This window comes from Mycobacterium paraffinicum, assembly GCF_001907675.1.
GTDB lineage: Bacteria > Actinomycetota > Actinomycetes > Mycobacteriales > Mycobacteriaceae > Mycobacterium > Mycobacterium paraffinicum_A.
The window spans coordinates 101328-118631 of the sequence record NZ_MPNT01000003.1 but is presented as its reverse complement, the minus strand read 5'-3'; the positions used below and the strand labels follow the sequence as shown (position 1 = coordinate 118631).

Sequence of the window (17304 nt, the reverse complement as noted above, 5' to 3'; positions counted from 1 at the left end):
ACTGTTGCCTCCGCCTCATACCCCCTGCTGCACACGTGTAAACCAATATTTCGGATTAATTTCGTGACGGTCCGACGCGTTATGCGGCGAGGCGGAACTTGCACGTCAGGGCCCTATCGCGCTAGAGTCTGCGCTCGTGCGTCTTCTCGAGCGAGCCGTAGTAGCTAGCACCCGCAGCGGGGTCTGACCTAGACCGACCCCCCGCTGTGGGTCGGAAGCTACTGCCGTCGGTCACTCCTTTCGACCGAAGAAGACCGGCACCATGACCATTCCCGAGCGGTTCGATCCGTCCACCAACCAGACCAGCCCGTGCCCCGCCACGATGTGGTTCGCCGGGCAGTTCGGCGCCCCGCTGCCCCGCGGGCTGCGGGAGCAGGCGGGCGCGATGTGCTGGGACGAGTTCGTTACGACCTACGCCCACACGGGCGGGCCTATCCGGCTGGGCAGCTGGGCGTGCACCGATACCGCCGGGCGGCGGGGGCCGCAGGCCAACAACTTCGAGGCCGTTATCGCCGTCGGCGACCGCATCAACACCTCAACCGCCGTCGCGAGCGGCCCAATCGCGGCGTTGAGCGCGATGCTGCACGACCGCGGAGTCCCGGTGGAGATCCTCAAGTTCCACCAGCTGGGCTCGGACGGCCACACCGTCACGTTCGTCTGCGGCAGCAACGGGGCCCGCGCGGAATGGGCGATGGGCTGGTCGGACGACTCGACGCAGTCGGCGTTGCGCGCGCTGATCGCCTGCGCGAACCGACTGCTCGCCTAGTTCGAGTTGGCCGAGCAGACGCAAAATCGCAAGTCTGGCAGGCGCAAGGCGCGATTTTGCGTCTGCTCGCGATGGATCACAGCCGGCGCAGCACGATCGGCATGCCGTCCATCGGAATGGGCATGCCCCCGTAGTCCCAATGCGGCCGATAGCCCGGCCGGGTCAGCTCCAGCCGGTAGCGGCGCAGCAACCGGTGCACGACGGTCTTGACCTCCAGCTGACCGAACACCATGCCGATGCACTTGTGGGCCCCGCCGCCGAACGGCGCGAAGGCGTATCGGTGCTTCTTGTGCTCGGAGCGGGGCTCGGCAAAGCGCTCGGGGTCGAATTTGTCCGGGTCCGTCCACAATTCGGGAAGCCGGTGGTTCATGCCGGGCCAGATGGTGATGTTGGTACCGGCCGGGATGTAGTGGCCAAGTAGCTCGGTGTCGCGAACGGCCTGGCGCATGTTGAACGGCAGCGGCGTGACCATGCGCAGCGACTCGTTCATGATCAGGTCGAGCGTTTCCAGCTTCTCCAGCGCCTCGATGTCCAGCGGGCCGTCGCCGAGCCGGGCCGATTCCTCACGCGCCCGCTCCTGCCACTCCGGGTTGGCGGCCATGTTGTAGACCATCGTGGTGGTCGTCGACGTGGACGTGTCGTGGGCGGCCATCATCAGGAAGATCATGTGGTTGACGATGTCGGAGTCGGTGAAGCTGTTGCCGTCGTCGTCTTCGGTGTGGCAGAGCACGGTGAGCATGTCGGTCCCGGTCGCGTGGCGGCGTTCCCGCACCCGCTCGATGAAGTAGTCCTCGAGCAGCTTGCGGGCCTTCAGGCCGCGCCACCACTTGAAGGGCGGAATGGGCTGCCGGATGATCGCGCCGCCCGCGCGGGTCGTGATCGTGAACGCCTGGTTGACGTTCGTGACCAGCTCGTGGTCGGTGCCCGGCTCGTGCCCCATGAACACCAGCGAGGCGATGTCCAGGGTGAGTTCCTTCATCGCCGGGTGGAACAGGAAGCGGGCGTCGTTGGTCGGCCAGTTGGCGACGATGTCGCTCGCCACCCGGTCGATGTGCTCGACGTAACCGGTCAGCCGGCTGCGGGTGAAGGCCTCCTGCATGATGCGCCGGTGGTACATGTGCTCGTCGAAGTCCAGCATCATCAGGCCGCGGTTGAAGAACGGGCCGATCACCGGGTGCCAGCCCTTCTGGGAGAAGTCCTTGTTCTTGTTCGAGAACACGGCCTGGGTGGCGTCCGGGCCGAGCGCGGTGACCGCCGGCATGATCGGCGAGTCGAGGTAGTGCAGGGGGCCGCGGGTGCGATAGAGGTGCAGCGCATAGTCCGGGCCGCCGCGGAACATCTCGATGATGTGGCCAAGGATCGGAAGACCGGCATCGCCGACCACGGGCTTGAGGTTGCTGCCGGCGGGCGGTTCGGCCAGCACCTTGGTTTCGAAGTCGTGGGCGAGCAGGCGCTTCTCGACCGCACCCATCCCCGGGATCGTGTTCAGCGTCGGTGTGAACCGGCGCCTCGCCTGGTCAAGCAGGTATTGCGGGGTGCTGATGGTGGCGGTCATAGACGCTCCTTTGCGCGTTCCCTCCGAGGTGACAGCCGTCACTGTCTTATAACCTTCGGGAAAAACTTGACGGCTGTCAAGTTTGCTTTTTTGCCGGCGTGGTGCAAGGTCGGGGAATGAGCAGCCACCCCGCCACCCCGGAACCGGGCGGGCAACGGCGCGGCGACAAACAGCGCCAGGCGATCCTTCAGGCGGTGCGGGAACTGCTGCAGGAGAAGCCATTCGCGGAGCTGTCGGTCAGCACCATCAGCGTGCGGGCGGGGGTTGCCCGGTCCGGCTTCTACTTCTATTTCGATTCCAAGTACGCCGTTCTCGCCCACTTGATGGCCGAGGCCGCCGAGGAACTCGAACAGCTCACCCACGATTTCGCCCCGCGGGAGCCGGGGGAGTCCCCTGAGCAGTTCGCCAAACGCATGGTCGGCAGCGCCGCGGCCGTCTACGCGCACAACGACCCGCTGATGACCGCCTGCAACGAGGCGCGCAACACCGACGTCGAGATCCGCAACCTGATGGATCGGCAATTCGAAGTGGTGCTGGGCCAGATCGTCGCGATCGTGGAGGCCGAGATGAAGGCCGGGACCGCCCACCCGATCAGCGACGACCTGCCCACCCTGATCCGCACCCTGGCCGGGACCACCGCCCTGATGCTGACCGGCGATCCCATCCTGGCCGGCCGCGACAACGATCTCGACCGCCGCGTGCGCGTCCTTGAGCGGTTGTGGCTGCACGCGCTCTGGGGCGGGCGTCCGTAAGGCGCTACCGCCGGTATCGTCACGGCAATGGGGCAGCAGGGGTACTTCGCAGGCAAACGGTGTCTGGTCACGGGGGCGGCCAGCGGCATCGGCCGTGCCACCGCGTTGCGGCTGGCCGCAGACGGCGCCGAGCTCTATCTGACCGACCGGGACCGCGACGGGCTCGAGCTGACCGTGGCCGACGCCCGCGCCCTGGGCGCAGAAGTGCCCGCGCACCGGGCCCTCGACATCGCGAACTACGACGAGGTGGCGGCGTTCGCCACCGACATCCATCGCGACCACCCGAGCATGGACGTCGTGCTCAACGTCGCCGGAGTGTCCGCCTGGGGCACCGTCGACCGGCTGACCCACGACCAGTGGAGCAAGATGATCGCGATCAACCTGATGGGTCCGATCCACGTCATCGAGACGTTCGTGCCGCCGATGGTGGCGGCCCGCAACGGCGGGCACCTGGTCAACGTGTCGTCGGCGGCCGGTTTGGTCGCGTTGCCGTGGCATGCGGCTTACAGCGCAAGCAAATACGGGCTGCGCGGCCTCTCTGAGGTGCTGCGCTTCGACCTGGCCCGGCACCGCATCGGGGTGTCGGTCGTGGTGCCGGGTGCGGTCAACACCCCGCTGGTCCAGACCGTCGAGATCGCCGGCGTGGACCGCGCAGACCCCAAGGTCGCGCGCTGGGTGAACCGCTTCAGCGGGCACGCGGTGTCGCCGGAGAAGGCCGCCCAAAAGATCCTGGCCGGGGTGGCCAAGAACCGCTACCTCATCTACACGTCGGCTGACATCCGGGCGCTGTACGCGTTCAAGCGGCTGGCCTGGTGGCCCTACAGCGTGGCGATGCGTCAGGTCAACGTGGTGTTCACCCGGGCGCTGCGGCCCGCCCCGGCATCGCTAGTCCGGCATGGCCAGTTCGAGGCGCACCCCGAGCAGCCGGACCGGGCGGTCGAACTCGAATAGGTCCAGGACCCGCAGCGCGGCGGCGACGATGGCGTGGCGCTCGGTGGTGGGAGCATCGAGCTTGCGGATCTTGGTGCGGGTGTAGAACGTCGAGGTTCGCACGGTGACCGCGACCCGGGTCACGATGCGGCCCGACGCCAGCACGTCCGCCAACGCCTGTTCCGCCAATTGCGTTACGGCCGAGTTCATTTCGGCGCGGTCGGTGAGGTCGCGCGGGAAGGTGACGACATGGCTGCGCGAGCGGGGGACCCACGGCTCGGCGCTGACGCCGGCGTCACCGCCGCCCTTGGCCAACAGGAGCAGCCACAGGCCGGTGCGCGGGCCGAACGCGGACGTCAGCAGCTCGGCATCGCTGTGCGCGAGCTCCCACACGGTCGTTATCCCCAGCGCTGCAAGCTTTTTCGCCGTCTTGGGGCCCACGCCCCACAGCGCGTCGACCGGACGGTCCGCCATCAGGGTCATCCAGTTCGAGTCGGTGAGCGTGAAGATGCCCGCCGGTTTGGCGAAGCCGGTCGCGACCTTGGCGCGCTGTTTGTTGTCGCTGATCCCGACCGAACAGGACAGCCCGGTTTCCGACGAGATGACGGTCCGGATCTCTTCGGCCACCTCGGACGGGTCGGCCCCGGCGACCCCGAGGTACGCCTCGTCCCAACCCCACACCTCGACCGGGTGTCCCAGGTCGCGTAGCAACCCCATCACCTCTTCGGAGGCCGCGTCGTACGCGGCCGCATCCGACGGCAGGAACGTCGCGTCGGGGCAGCGGCGCGCCGCGGCCCGCAACGGCATGCCGGCGCGGACGCCGAATTCCCTGGCCTCGTAGGAGGCACAGGTGACCACCTTGCGCGGTTCGGCCGGGTCGCCGCTGCCGCCGACGATGACCGGTCGGCCGACCAACTCGGGATGGCGGCGCAACTCGACCGACGCCAGGAACTGATCGAGGTCGACGTGCAGGACCCAGAGCGGTGCCGGCGAGGTCATTGCGCTATCGCCCACAAAGCTTGCGCGCCAAGCTTTCCCATGCGTCACCCAACGTCTGCAGGGTGTGACCGCGTTCGTTGAGCTGGTGCTCGACGTAGTTCACGTGCAGGAGGGCCAGCAAGGCATCGGTTTGAGCGTCGAGGTCGCCGGTGGTGTGCGCCGCCTGGAGCAACACCCGAATGTGGGTGTGGTGCACCAGGACGGGCGCGCTGTAGCGAGTCTGCGGATCGCGGTGGGCCTCTGACAGCAGTTCGCGATGGGCGTGGGCGAAACAGATGCGTGCCCGGCCGAATGCCACCAGCCGGTCGATCGGCGGGGCGTCGGGACCCAGGGGAGGCGGGCCGAACAGGAAGGCCTGCTGGCTGGCTCGCTCGTCCTCGTCGAGCAGCACCATCATCAGGCCGGCGCGGCTGCCGAACCGACGGAACAGCGTGCCCTTGCCGACGCCGGCGGCGGCCGCGACGTCGTCCATGGTGACCGTGTCCGCGCCGCGCTCGGCGATCAGGCTGCGGGCCGCGTCCAACAGCAGGGCGCGGTTGCGCGCCGCGTCGCCTCGCTCCGGCTGGGCCGCCTGGAGTGGGTAGACGGGCAGTTCGCTCGACCGCTCGACACTGGTCATCCCTGTACTTTAACCCGGCGGGAATACAACCGGACTGAAGTCCGGTTGTGTGTGCGAGGATGGATACCAACGACTGAAGGGAAACGGGAACGGTGGCAGACAACATCAAGGTCTTGGCGTTAGTGGGGAGCCTGCGCGCGGCGTCGATCAATCGTCAGATCGCCGAACTGGCGGCCGACATCGCCCCCGACGGCGTCACCGTGACGGTGTTCGAGGGACTGGCGGACCTCCCGTTCTACAACGAGGAGATCGACGACGCGATGAACACCGACGCTCCGCCGCTGGCCCCGGTGGCCGCGCTACGATCCGCGGCGGCCGACGCCGACGCCGCCCTGGTGGTCACGCCGGAATACAACGGCAGCTATCCGGCTGTCATCAAGAACGCCGTCGACTGGCTGTCGCGCCCGTTCGGCGACGGCGCGCTGAAGGGTAAGCCGCTGGCGGTCATCGGGGGATCGTTCGGCCAGTACGGCGGGGTGTGGGCGCACGAGGACACCCGGAAGTCGTTCGGGATCGCCGGCGCCAGGGTGGTCGAGTCGATCAAGCTCTCGGTGCCGTTCAAAACCCTCGAGGGCAAGGCCCCCGCGGAGCACGGCGAGCTGTCGGGCAACGTGCGCGACGCCCTCGGGAAGCTCGCCGCCGAAGTCGCCTGATTGGCAGAAGTCAACAAGCCGATCGCCTGGCGACCAGCGAGGTTGTCACAACCGAATAGCCAAAGCCGCCAGCCCGCGCTGGCGGCTTTGCTAGCGGCGGCATGGGCGGCCCGGTCCGCGGCGGCATCGAAGCGCGTCGACGGGACTTGTCGGTGGCCGGTGATACAACGATTCGCATGTACGACTTTGACGAGGATTGTGACCTGCGACACGCCGGGCGTGTCCGCCTCAGAGGCCTTACGACCAGCGAATTTCAGAATTGTTATTCCGAACATGTTGTATCTCGACATCTTGTCAGCCACTAGGTGTAGTGTTTCGAGCACCGGCAGATCCCAGGTACACCAGGCCGACCGGGCCCTGGTTCACCACCCGAAATCGGCTTACCAGGTCATTCGACCCCGACGGCCGCAGGACGGGAACGCGGGGGCTTGACGGGCCGCTGAAACACAGCGAAGACAGCGTTTGTTGAAGTACCCGAGTAGTTGCCAGTCCGTTATAAGTCCCACCTTCCGCAAAGGAGCGGCTTCCATGAGCATCACCGTGTACACCAAGCCGGCATGCGTGCAGTGCAGCGCCACGTTCAAGGCCCTGGACAAGCAGGGCGTCGGCTACGAGAAGGTCGACATCACGCTCGACAACGAGGCGCGCGACTACGTGATGGCGCTGGGTTACTTGCAGGCCCCCGTGGTGGTGGCGGGCAACGACCACTGGTCGGGCTTCCGGCCGGACCGCATCAAGGCGCTCGCGGAATCGGCGCTCAGCGCCTGAGCAATTAGCGACGGACGTTAGGGAAGAAGGAGGTTGCGGTGCCATGGATAGCACGCAGCGCAACCTGGTGTATTTCTCCTCCGTGTCGGAGAACACCCATCGCTTCGTGGAGAAGCTGGGTGTTCCCGCCACGCGGATACCGCTGCACGGGCGCATCGAGGTCGACGAGCCGTACGTGCTGATACTGCCCACATACGGCGGCGGCCGGGCCACCCCGGACCTCAATGCCGGCGGCTATGTGCCCAAGCAGGTCATCGCATTTTTGAACAACGAGCAGAACCGGTCGTTGATCCGCGGTGTCATCGCCGCGGGCAACAACAACTTCGGTGCTGAATTCGCTTATGCGGGCAACGTGATCGCACGCAAATGCGGCGTTCCGTACCTCTACCGCTTCGAACTGATGGGAACCCCCGACGACGTGGAAGCCGTCCGCGCGGGCTTGGAAGAATTCTGGAAGGAACAGACGTGCCACCAACCGTCACTGCAGAGCCTGTAACGTCCGGCGCGCACGCGCTGCCCGGTGAGACGGACTACCACGCGCTGAACGCCATGCTGAATCTGTACGACGCGGACGGCAAGATTCAGTTCGACAAGGACGTGTTGGCGGCGCGCGAATACTTCCTGCAGCACGTCAACCAGAACACCGTCTTCTTCCACAATCAGGACGAGAAGCTCGACTACCTGATTCGCGAGAACTATTACGAGCGTGAGGTTCTCGACCAGTACTCGCGCAACTTCGTCAAGACCCTGCTCGACCGCGCCTACGCCAAGAAGTTCCGGTTCCCGACGTTTCTGGGCGCGTTCAAGTACTACACCTCCTACACGCTGAAGACGTTCGACGGGAAGCGCTACCTGGAGCGCTTCGAGGACCGGGTGGTCATGGTCGCGCTGACGCTGGCGGCCGGCGACACCGGGCTGGCCGAGAAGCTGGTCGACGAGATCATCGACGGGCGGTTCCAGCCGGCCACCCCGACGTTTTTGAACTCGGGCAAGAAGCAGCGCGGCGAACCGGTGAGCTGCTTTCTGCTGCGCATCGAGGACAACATGGAGTCGATCGGGCGGTCGATCAACTCCGCGCTGCAGCTGTCGAAGCGCGGCGGCGGGGTTGCGTTGCTGCTGACCAACATTCGTGAGCACGGCGCGCCGATCAAGAACATCGAGAACCAGTCGTCGGGCGTCATCCCGATCATGAAGCTGCTCGAGGACTCGTTCTCCTACGCCAACCAGCTGGGTGCGCGCCAGGGCGCTGGTGCGGTGTACCTGCACGCGCATCACCCTGACATCTACCGCTTCCTGGACACCAAGCGGGAGAACGCCGACGAGAAGATCCGGATCAAGACGCTGAGCCTCGGCGTGGTGATCCCCGACATCACCTTCGAGCTGGCCAAGAAGAACGAGGACATGTACCTGTTCTCGCCGTACGACGTCGAGCGGGTCTACGGCGTGCCGTTCGCCGACATCTCGGTGACCGAGAAGTACTACGAGATGGTCGACGACGCGCGCATCCGCAAGACGAAGATCAAGGCGCGGGAGTTCTTCCAGACGCTGGCCGAGCTGCAGTTCGAATCCGGATACCCCTACATCATGTTCGAGGACACGGTGAACCGGGCCAACCCCATCGAGGGCAAGATCACGCACTCGAACCTGTGCTCGGAGATCCTGCAGGTGTCCACGCCGTCGGAGTTCAATGACGATCTGTCGTATTCCAAGGTGGGCAAGGACATCTCGTGCAACCTCGGTTCGCTGAACATCGCCAAGGCGATGGATTCGCCGGACTTCGCGCAGACGATCGAGGTGGCGATCCGCGCGCTGACCGCGGTGAGCGACCAGACGCACATCACGTCGGTGCCCTCAATCGAGCAGGGCAACAACGAGTCTCACGCGATCGGGCTGGGGCAGATGAACCTGCACGGCTACCTGGCCAGGGAGCGCATCTTCTACGGCTCCGAAGAAGGCATCGACTTCACCAACATCTACTTCTACACGGTGCTCTACCACGCGCTGCGCGCGTCGAACCGCATCGCGATCGAACGGGGTCGGGCGTTCGGCGGTTTCGAGCGGTCGAAGTACGCCTCGGGGGAGTTCTTCGACAAGTACACCGAGCAGGTGTGGGAGCCGCAGACCGACAGGGTGCGTCAGCTGTTCGCCGACGCGGAGATCCGGATCCCCACCCAGGATGACTGGAAGCGGCTGAAGGAGTCGGTGCAGGCGCACGGCATCTACAACCAGAACCTGCAGGCCGTCCCGCCGACGGGGTCGATCTCCTACATCAACCACTCGACCAGCTCGATCCACCCGATCGCCAGCAAGGTCGAGATCCGCAAGGAAGGCAAGATCGGCCGCGTCTACTACCCGGCGCCCTACATGACCAACGACAACCTGGAGTACTTCCAGGACGCCTACGAGATCGGCTACGAGAAGGTCATCGACACCTACGCCGCCGCCACCCAGCACGTCGACCAGGGACTGAGCCTGACGCTGTTCTTCAAGGACACCGCCACCACCCGCGACGTCAACAAGGCGCAGATCTACGCCTGGCGCAAGGGGATCAAGACCCTCTACTACATCCGGCTGCGGCAGATGGCTTTGGAGGGAACCGAGGTCGAGGGCTGCGTGTCCTGCATGCTGTAGCACGCGCAACCCGTTGACGCACACGGCCTTAAGGTGGGGCAGTGACACGGGGCCCCTTGATGAGAGCCGCGGCCCGTTCGGCAATCGCATAGACGGTTGCCATCGTGTTGCCCGCGGGCAGCGAGGGCATGACAGACGCGTCCACCACCCGGAGTCCAGTGATGCCGTGGACGCGAAGCTCGTCATCAACCACTGAATGCTGAGTGTGCCCCAGGGCGCATGTCCCTGCCGGGTGGAAGTAGGGGCCTACCGTCTGTCTGATGAACTCGCGCAATGCTTTTCTGCTGCTGACTCCAGGTCCCGGCGCCAGCTCCGCGCCACGCCAGGCGGCCAGTGCGGGCGCGGCGCCAATCTCTCGGGCTGTCAAGAGACCCTCCACCAAAGTCTCCACGTCGCGCGCATCCCCGAGGTAATTCGGGTCGACGACCGGCGCCGCGTCAGCGGCTGGTCCCGCCAACCGCACGCTGCCGCGGCTGAACGGCTGCATCGCCGATACGCCGATCACGTAGATATTCGGTATGTCGAGTCCGGCCAAGGCGCCGGTGTCCACGAACAGAATCTGTAAGTCAGGCGCTGCGACGGCGAATCTGGAGCGGATTATGCCCATTATTTCGCCGTGGTTGTGCCGCGGCGTCGGAATCGGCTGAGTCGCTTGAAATATGACCCCGGTGAACGGGTGGTCTTGCAAGTTCGACCCTACGCCGGGCAGGTCAAGCGCAACGTCAATGCCCAGGTCGCGGAGATGGTTGCGCGGTCCGACACCCGAAATCATCAGCAGCCGCGGTGAGTCAATTGCACCGGCGCACAACACGACTTCGCCTGCCACGGCCACAGTCGGACCCTGGCCCGCGACGCGGTACTCCACTCCGCTACAGCGACCGTCGGCGATTAGTAGCCGATGAACGACGGCATCCGCAACCAGGGTCAGATTGTCGCGAGGAAACACAGGCCACAGGTAAGCGTCCGCCGCGCTCTGCCGGCGCCCGTCGGAAATAGTGGCATCCGGTGCTGCGAATCCCAACTCGCATCCGCTGCTCAGATCCCGAGCACGCGGATAGCCAGACTGCAACGCGGCGCGCAGCCCCGCTGCAAGCACCTCGTTCGGAGGCTCCACCGGAGCGACGTCTAGGAGGCCTTTCTCTCCGCGCCACGCAGGATCGCCACCGGGTGCGCACTCGCTGGCTTTGAAGTAAGGCAAGAGGTCGTCGAACCGCCAGCCGGGTGGCCAATCGGCATAACTGTCGCGGTGTCCGCGGACGAACATCATGCCGTTGATTGCCGAGGACCCGCCGATGCCGCGTCCTAGTGGTAAATGCACCGCCCGGCCGGTTGCCGCCTGCACCGAGGTGAGGCCGCCGCCGTCGGCCGAACTCTTTATCAATGTCGGCCACTGCGGCGGTTGCTCGCTGGACGGCGGAAGGGCGGCACTTCCCGCCTCGAGAAGCAAGATCCGGACGTTGCTGTCATCGCTCAGCCGGCGCGCCAAGACGCACCCGGCGGTACCGGCGCCGATGACGATGAAGTCGTATGACTCGGTTCTCGGCACGACGGAGCCTCCCTTCAGGCGTTGGGGTCCAACCCATTTCGATCGTACGTCGGCTTTCGGGTCACCAATGATTCGTCGCCGACGCCGAGCACCATAAGACGGCCAGCGGCGGGCCATCAAGGCCAGCGCGCCACGGGTGGCTTCCCCACCGCGTATTCCGGCCATCGGCCGCGCTATTCGGGTAGACCGGCGGCGCTGATGTCCCTAGCTTGTACCTCGGTGAGCGGCTGGTAGGAATGACCGCCTCGAATCGGAAAGGACCAAATCTCGTGAATCCAACTGAGCATCACCACTACTCAGCAAGCAGCGCCGCTGCGTGAGGTTCAAGTAATGCGAGATTGTTCGGGCAGCTGGAATAACATGCTCGTCTCCACAACTCGACGACTGGCCAGTCGGCTTTGGCTGCCCACGATCGTGGTCGTCGTGATCACCGTGGCGGGATTCGTCATCCACGCCGCTCACGGTGTCTTCGGCTCCGACGATCGAACTCGAGGTTCTGGCAACAGATTTTCGATCGCCCAGTTCAATCCCAAGCGCATTGAATACGAAATCTTCGGCGATTTGGGCGGGTGGGGGAGGGTCAGTTACTGGGACGTCAACTCCAAGCCCGTCGCGGTGGAACTGACGACATTGCCCTGGACGCACACCGAAAGAACCGTGTTGACGACGGCTACCGCCGATGTCACCGCGCAAGTGGCAGGACCAAATATTGGCTGCCGTATCAAGATTGACGGGCAAGTGCGGTCCGAACACGTGGCGACAGGTGCGCAGGCGGGAGTCTGGTGCCAGGTGCTGTCCGCGTGAACCAGCGCCGCCCAGGCCCCGATGCGCGCAGACCGTACGTGGCACGCACCATCCGAAAGTATTCGCTGGCGGTGGTGCTTGCCTGGATCGCCCTGCTGGTGGTGGTCAACGTGGTCGTCCCGCAGCTCGAGCCCGTCACCGAGGCAAACCGAGGCCCTCTGGTCCCTCTCGACGCGCCGTCGGCAAAGGCGCTCATCCGCACCGGGGAAGTGTTCAAGGAATCCGACAGCAACAGCCTAGTGATGGTCGTGTTGGAGGCTTCTCGGAAACTGGACGAAGCAGACCACTCGTTCTACAACCAGTTGGTCTCAAAACTCCAGCATGACAGGCACGTTCAGTATGTGATGAACCTGTGGGGCGAAGGAACGACCGCTGCTGGGGTGCAAAGCAATGATGGACAAGCGTCCTACACAATGGTGCGGGTCGCTGGTAACCAGGGTTCGTCGCTGTCGGACGAGTCCATCCATGCGGTACGAGATCTGGTTTCGGACACCAAAACACCGCAGGGGCTAAAAGTCTACGTCTCCGGCGCGGCGCCGTTGTCGGCTGACATGCTCGAGGTCGGCAACAAGAGCCTGATCACGATCATGTTCGTGACCATCGTCCTCATCACCACGATGCTACTGGTCGTCTATCGCTCCATCACCACCGCGCTGCTAATCCTCTTGATGGTGATGATGGAATTGATCTGCGGGCGGGGTATCGTCTCCTTCCTCGCCTTCCACAAGTTCACCCAGATATCCGAATTCGCATCGAACATCCTTGTCTCCCTGATCCTGGGCGCGGGCACCGATTACGCGATCTTCTTGATCGGCCGCTACCACGAAGCACGCCAGGCCGGCGAAGATCGGGAATCCGCTTACTATTCCGCGGTGGGCGGCGTGTCCCACGTCATTCTCGGGTCCGGCCTAGCGGTGGCCGGGGCAACGTTCTGCCTCAAATTCACGCGGCTCAATTACTTCAATACATGTGGCATTCCTTGCGCTGCGGCGATGTTGACCGCAGTCGCGGCTGCCTTGACTTTCGGTCCGGCCTTGCTCGACCTGGGTAGTCGCGTGGGACTTTTCGAACCGAAAAGGGCGGCGGGGGCTGGCATCTGGCGCAAGGTCGGAACACTTGTCGTGCGCTGGCCGGCCCGGCTATTGCTGGCGAGTTCCCTGGTGATGCTGGTGGGGTCGGCCGCGCTTCCCACCTACCGCCCCAACTACGACGACAGGCTGTACGTCGCCGATGACGTCCCGTCGAAGCAGGGGTATGCCGCGAGCGACCGGCACTTTCCCGTCAGCCGGTTGAACAGCGACATGCTCCTGGTGGAATCTGACCACGACATGCGCAACAGCACGGACATGATCGCGCTGGACCGAGTGGCACGCAGCGTTTTTCACACCCCGGGTATTGCGATGGTGCAGAGCACCACAAGACCTTTGGGCGCGCCACTGGAGCATTCGTCTTTCACCTACGCCATGGGCACGATGGGAACGAAGATCAAAGAATTGTTGCCGTTTCTCACCGATCTGAACAACCGGCTCACGGACATGGCCGCTATCACCGACCGCATGACGGGCCTCTTACATCACCAACAGGAGTTGACCTCGCAACAGGCCGGAGCGGCGCACATCGCCGCCGATGCCGCTCAGGGCATCAAAGACGCCACCGATTCGATGCGGGACGACATCGCCGATTTCGACGACTTCTGGCGCCCGATCCGCAGCTATTTCTACTGGGAGAAGCACTGTTTCGACATCCCGATCTGCTGGTCACTGCGATCGCTATTCGAAGTGACCGACAAGTTTGATCAGCTAACGGACGGGGTGGACAAGAACCTGAGAGCTGCATTGCTTCAGGACGCGGTGACGCCGCAGCTCGTCGGCCTCATCGGCCAGAACGCCGACCAACTCGACCAGATGCGCCAAATCATCTTGGCCGAGCACAGCACGATCGCGCCCCAGTTGACCCAGTTGGATGCGTTGAGCAGGCAGATGATGGATCTCGGTTACGCGTTCGACAGTGCGAAGAACGACGAATTCTTCTACCTGCCGCCGGACGCGTTCACAAATCCCTACTTTCAGATCGACCTGCGGTTCTTCGTGTCCCCGGACGGCAAATCGGCGCGGTACATGGTCTACCACGACGGAGAGGCGCTGAGCCCCGAAGGCATCAAGCATGACCAGACCTATCTGCCTGCCGCCAAGGAAGCGTTGAAAGGCACCACGCTCGCCGGATCGCGCGTCTATCTCGGAGGCGCGGCCGCGACCTACTGGGACATTCAGGACGCGTCAAGAACAGACCTGTTCATCGCCGCCACAGCAGCTTTCGCGGTGATCTTCCTGGTGATGCTGCTCATCACCCGAAGCATTGTCGCAGCATTGGTCATCCTCGGAACCGTGGCGTTCTCGTATTCCGGCGCGTTCGGCCTGTCGGTCCTGATCTGGCAGCACTTGATCGGTATTCCACTGAGCTGGCTGAACTTGCCCCTCACGTTCCTCATCTTGGTGGCGGTCGGTTCCGACTACAACCTTCTGCTGATCGCCCGCTACCTCGAGGAAAGCAAAGCCGGTCTGAACACCGGTCTGATCAGAGCCGTCGCCAACTCCGGCAAAGTGGTGACCACAGCAGGACTGGTCTTTGCGGTCACCATGATGGCGATGGTGTCCAGCGATTTGATCAACATCGGCCAGATGGGCTCCATCATCGGCCTGGGTCTTCTTCTGGACACGCTCATCGTGCGTTCGTTCGTCACGCCCGCGATCGCGCGGTTGCTCGGATCGTTCTTCTGGTGGCCCCGGCTAATCCCTTCCAGGCCGCTGCGTATGACCACCATCCGGCGCGATGCTCCTGTCGGCGCCCCTGTCGCATAACGAAAAGAGGTTCTCAGCGTGACTCTCGATGGTTACCCTTTCCCGCCGCTGCGGCCGGAGGACGTCGCACCGTTACGGGCGGCGGTGGCGGGTTCGGTCCTGCTGCCGGGTGAGGTGGGATACGACTACGAGCGCGCTGTCTTCAACCTCAATCACGAGCTCAAGCCCGCCGTGATTGTGGTGTCGCAGCGCGCAAGCGATGTCCAGGCGGCCGTTGCTTTCGCGGCGGGACAGCACCGGCCGGTTCTGGTGAAAGCCACCGGCCATCAGATGGTCGGCGCGGCAGAGGGTTCCGTGCTGATCGCTACCCACCGGATGAGCGGCATCGACATCGATGTCGTGGGCCGCACGGCCAGAGTCGGCGCTGGGGCGATTTGGGCCGACGTGGTGCGGAGGGCAGCCGAGGCGGGCCTGGCACCCTTGAATGGTTCGAACCCCACGGTGGGAGTTGTCGGCTACACCCTGGGTGGCGGTCTCAGCCCGACCCTCGGCCGCTCCCACGGTTACGCAGCCGACCACGTGCGCTCACTCGAGGTGGTGACAGCGGACGGCGAATTGCTCAGTGTCACTGCGGAATCCGAACCCGAACTGTTCTGGGCGCTGCGCGGCGGCAAGGGCAACTTCGGCGTGGTCACGCGGATGGAATTCGCCCTGTTCCCGGTCTCGAGACTCTACGGCGGCGGCATGTACTTCCCCGGGGAGCGGATGGCCGACGTGCTGCGGGCCTGGACTGCCTGGCACCCGAACACGCCGGAAACAGTGACCTCTTCGTTCGCGGCGCTGCGGCTGCCGCCGCTGCCCGAAATACCTGAACCGCTGCGCGGCGTGTTCACCGTGGCTGTGCGGATCGCCTACAACGGCACGGCTGATGACGGCGAACGGATGATCGCACCGCTTCGGGCGGTGGCGCCGACAATCTTGGACACCGTAGCGGACATGCCTTATGCCGCAGTCGCATCGATCCACAACGAGCCGACCGAACCATTGCCTTACTACGAACGCAGCATCATGCTGCGGGAGTTCGGCGGGGAGGCGCAGGACAAGCTGGTCGAACTTGTCGGTCCGGATTCCGACAGCACCATGTGGATCGCCGAACTGCGCGCCCTTGGCGGAGCCTGGGACCGCGAGCCGGCGGTGCCCAACGCCGTGGCGACCCGAGGGCTGCCGTATGTCCTGTTGGGTGTGGAGGTCGGTCCGCTATCAGAGGAACGGCGGCTAAGGGAGTCGATCGCTGCCTTACTCGACGGCATGGCGCCATGGCAGGGCGACCGCCTATTGGTGAACAACCTCGCTCCCGAAGAAGCAAGCGACGCCGTGGCGATCTATGGCCCCGAATGCTACGACCGCCTGGTTCGTGTCAAGAAGACGTTCGACCCGACCGACATGTTCCGCCTCAACCCTAATGTGGTTCCGGCCGGGTGAGCACCGACCATTGTCACAATCACCGACGCCGACTAGCTGATATCGGAGTCGAAATCCAGTACCGCCCCGGCGAACTGTTGTGGGTCGTAGTCGACCGCCTGGTGTCCCTGGCCGCGCAACGCGACGATCGTGGCGCCCGGTATCCGCGCAGCAACGGCCGCGGTGGCCGCCTGGAAGTACGCGGGGCTCTCGGTGCCGAGCAACATACGGACCGGGACGGTGATCTTGGCGAGCCGCTCTGTCGCCCGGTAGGCGCGGGCTTCCGTGAGTTCGCGGCCGGCGGTGTGTCCGATTGAGTCGGCGAGATGCGAGAACTCTCGATCCGCAAGGTTCTTAATGGCCGACCGGGGAAGGTGCAGGGTTTCGCGATAGAACGCTTCAAGGATTTCGTGGGGGTCGGACATCTTGGTGATGCGTGCCAAGCCCTCTGGTGAGACGACGTCGAGGCCCGGCGACGGTATCGGTGGCTCGTAGAGCATGATCCGGCGGAAAGCGGGTGTGATGAGGGCAGCTTCCAGCACCGCCAACGCCCCGTAGGAATGCCCGAGGACGTAGACATTTCCGCCGAGGGCTTCGGCAATGGTCGCGACATCCTCTGCTTCGCGGCCCAGGCTGTAGGGCTCGATCTCGGCAGTGCTGAGTCCCCGGCCGCGGCGGTCCATCGCGTGCACGGTGTAACGCTGTGCCAGCGCCGGCATCACCGGGGACCAGCGAGCGCGCGTGCCGGTGCTGCCGTGCACAAGCAGCAGGGGCGGACCGGCACCGGCGGATTCATAGCCGATCCTGGTTCCGTCGGGGGAAACGATGGTTGTCATGCCCGCTGCAACGCCACCGCAGGCCCGTGCGGACGTGGCGCAACTGCCACATTTCCCACAGAAACTGCCATGGCCCAACCGCGTGGCCGCGAACACCTGCCTACCGCTCGCAATGTGCCATCTCTTCCACAGAAGCGGACACTTTGGCGCACCTCCGGCGCGCGCGACCTGGGGTCTTCGTTGTCT

15 protein-coding genes are annotated in these 17304 nt (G+C 64.6%); 10 read left to right on the top strand and 5 right to left on the bottom strand.

Annotated elements, in window-relative coordinates:
* The first annotated feature begins 262 nt into the window (after nt 1–262).
* Nucleotides 263–766, top strand: coding sequence for a homocitrate synthase (locus BRW65_RS05130; RefSeq protein ID WP_073871996.1), 504 nt, complete (start codon nt 263–265; stop codon nt 764–766).
* Nucleotides 767–842: 76 nt separating this feature from the next.
* Here BRW65_RS05130 and BRW65_RS05125 read toward each other — a convergent pair whose 3' ends face one another.
* Nucleotides 843–2321: a cytochrome P450 gene (locus BRW65_RS05125; RefSeq protein ID WP_073871994.1), complete on the bottom strand. Its 1479-nt coding sequence runs from the start codon at nt 2319–2321 to the stop codon at nt 843–845.
* 116 nt (nt 2322–2437) lie between these two features.
* Between BRW65_RS05125 and BRW65_RS05120 the strand changes: the two genes are divergently transcribed.
* Nucleotides 2438–3073 carry a TetR/AcrR family transcriptional regulator gene (locus tag BRW65_RS05120; RefSeq protein ID WP_073871992.1) on the top strand — a complete coding sequence of 212 codons (636 nt, stop codon included), beginning with the start codon at nt 2438–2440 and terminating at the stop codon, nt 3071–3073.
* A gap of 27 nt (nt 3074–3100) precedes the next feature.
* Nucleotides 3101–4024: an SDR family oxidoreductase gene (locus BRW65_RS05115; protein ID WP_073871990.1), complete on the top strand. Its 924-nt coding sequence runs from the start codon at nt 3101–3103 to the stop codon at nt 4022–4024.
* On the opposite strand, the gene BRW65_RS05110 is transcribed toward BRW65_RS05115, so the two are convergent.
* Nucleotides 3959–5002 (bottom strand): DNA polymerase IV, encoded by a 1044-nt coding sequence (locus tag BRW65_RS05110; protein ID WP_073871988.1) that lies wholly within the window; start codon nt 5000–5002, stop codon nt 3959–3961. The genes BRW65_RS05115 and BRW65_RS05110 overlap by 66 nt on opposite strands.
* A gap of 4 nt (nt 5003–5006) precedes the next feature.
* Nucleotides 5007–5621 (bottom strand): TetR/AcrR family transcriptional regulator, encoded by a 615-nt coding sequence (locus BRW65_RS05105; RefSeq protein ID WP_073871986.1) that lies wholly within the window; start codon nt 5619–5621, stop codon nt 5007–5009.
* A 92-nt stretch (nt 5622–5713) separates the two neighbouring features.
* Between BRW65_RS05105 and BRW65_RS05100 the strand changes: the two genes are divergently transcribed.
* The 4 genes from BRW65_RS05100 to nrdE all read left to right on the top strand — a co-directional run bounded on the left by BRW65_RS05100 (nt 5714) and on the right by nrdE (nt 9673).
* Entirely contained in the window at nt 5714–6274 is a 561-nt protein-coding gene (locus tag BRW65_RS05100; RefSeq protein WP_208611758.1) for an NAD(P)H-dependent oxidoreductase, read from the top strand.
* Between the two features lie 528 nt (nt 6275–6802).
* Complete coding sequence (locus tag BRW65_RS05090) at nt 6803–7042, top strand: redoxin NrdH (RefSeq protein ID WP_067274703.1); 240 nt, start codon at nt 6803–6805, stop codon at nt 7040–7042.
* A 43-nt stretch (nt 7043–7085) separates the two neighbouring features.
* Nucleotides 7086–7538, top strand: coding sequence for a class Ib ribonucleoside-diphosphate reductase assembly flavoprotein NrdI (nrdI, locus tag BRW65_RS05085; protein WP_073871984.1), 453 nt, complete (start codon nt 7086–7088; stop codon nt 7536–7538).
* Nucleotides 7508–9673 (top strand): class 1b ribonucleoside-diphosphate reductase subunit alpha, encoded by a 2166-nt coding sequence (gene nrdE / locus BRW65_RS05080; protein ID WP_073871982.1) that lies wholly within the window; start codon nt 7508–7510, stop codon nt 9671–9673. Before nrdI ends, nrdE begins: the two co-directional genes overlap by 31 nt.
* A gap of 28 nt (nt 9674–9701) precedes the next feature.
* Here the strand turns inward: nrdE and BRW65_RS05075 are convergent, their stop codons facing one another.
* On the bottom strand, nt 9702–11219 hold the full coding sequence (locus tag BRW65_RS05075; RefSeq protein ID WP_073871980.1) for a GMC family oxidoreductase: 1518 nt from the start codon (nt 11217–11219) through the stop codon (nt 9702–9704).
* Nucleotides 11220–11579: 360 nt separating this feature from the next.
* Here BRW65_RS05075 and BRW65_RS05070 point away from each other — a divergent pair, with 360 nt between their 5' ends.
* Genes BRW65_RS05070 through BRW65_RS05060 form a run of 3 tightly spaced genes read left to right on the top strand, consistent with a single transcriptional unit; the run spans nt 11580 to nt 16303 of the window.
* The gene (locus BRW65_RS05070) at nt 11580–12023 is read left to right on the top strand and encodes an MmpS family transport accessory protein (protein WP_073871978.1); all 444 of its coding nucleotides are present in this window, start codon (nt 11580–11582) and stop codon (nt 12021–12023) included.
* Between the two features lie 38 nt (nt 12024–12061).
* On the top strand, nt 12062–14881 hold the full coding sequence (locus BRW65_RS05065) for an RND family transporter (protein ID WP_244167986.1): 2820 nt from the start codon (nt 12062–12064) through the stop codon (nt 14879–14881).
* Between the two features lie 18 nt (nt 14882–14899).
* A complete protein-coding gene (locus BRW65_RS05060) occupies nt 14900–16303 on the top strand; it encodes an FAD-binding oxidoreductase (protein ID WP_208611757.1) in 1404 nt (467 codons plus the stop codon).
* A 32-nt stretch (nt 16304–16335) separates the two neighbouring features.
* On the opposite strand, the gene BRW65_RS05055 is transcribed toward BRW65_RS05060, so the two are convergent.
* A complete protein-coding gene (locus tag BRW65_RS05055; RefSeq protein ID WP_073871974.1) occupies nt 16336–17118 on the bottom strand; it encodes an alpha/beta fold hydrolase in 783 nt (260 codons plus the stop codon).
* Nucleotides 17119–17304 lie beyond the last annotated feature (186 nt).

Bases quoted from the DNA above. Each gene is read 5' to 3' on its own strand.
- BRW65_RS05130 (WP_073871996.1), top strand. From the start codon at position 263: ATGACCATTCCCGAGCGGTTCGATCCGTCCACCAACCAGACCAGCCCG.
- BRW65_RS05125 (WP_073871994.1), bottom strand. From the start codon at position 2,321: ATGACCGCCACCATCAGCACCCCGCAATACCTGCTTGACCAGGCGAGG.
- BRW65_RS05120 (WP_073871992.1), top strand. From the start codon at position 2,438: ATGAGCAGCCACCCCGCCACCCCGGAACCGGGCGGGCAACGGCGCGGC.
- BRW65_RS05115 (WP_073871990.1), top strand. From the start codon at position 3,101: ATGGGGCAGCAGGGGTACTTCGCAGGCAAACGGTGTCTGGTCACGGGG.
- BRW65_RS05110 (WP_073871988.1), bottom strand. From the start codon at position 5,002: ATGACCTCGCCGGCACCGCTCTGGGTCCTGCACGTCGACCTCGATCAG.
- BRW65_RS05105 (WP_073871986.1), bottom strand. From the start codon at position 5,621: ATGACCAGTGTCGAGCGGTCGAGCGAACTGCCCGTCTACCCACTCCAG.
- BRW65_RS05090 (WP_067274703.1), top strand. From the start codon at position 6,803: ATGAGCATCACCGTGTACACCAAGCCGGCATGCGTGCAGTGCAGCGCC.
- nrdI (WP_073871984.1), top strand. From the start codon at position 7,086: ATGGATAGCACGCAGCGCAACCTGGTGTATTTCTCCTCCGTGTCGGAG.
- BRW65_RS05070 (WP_073871978.1), top strand. From the start codon at position 11,580: ATGCTCGTCTCCACAACTCGACGACTGGCCAGTCGGCTTTGGCTGCCC.
- BRW65_RS05055 (WP_073871974.1), bottom strand. From the start codon at position 17,118: ATGACAACCATCGTTTCCCCCGACGGAACCAGGATCGGCTATGAATCC.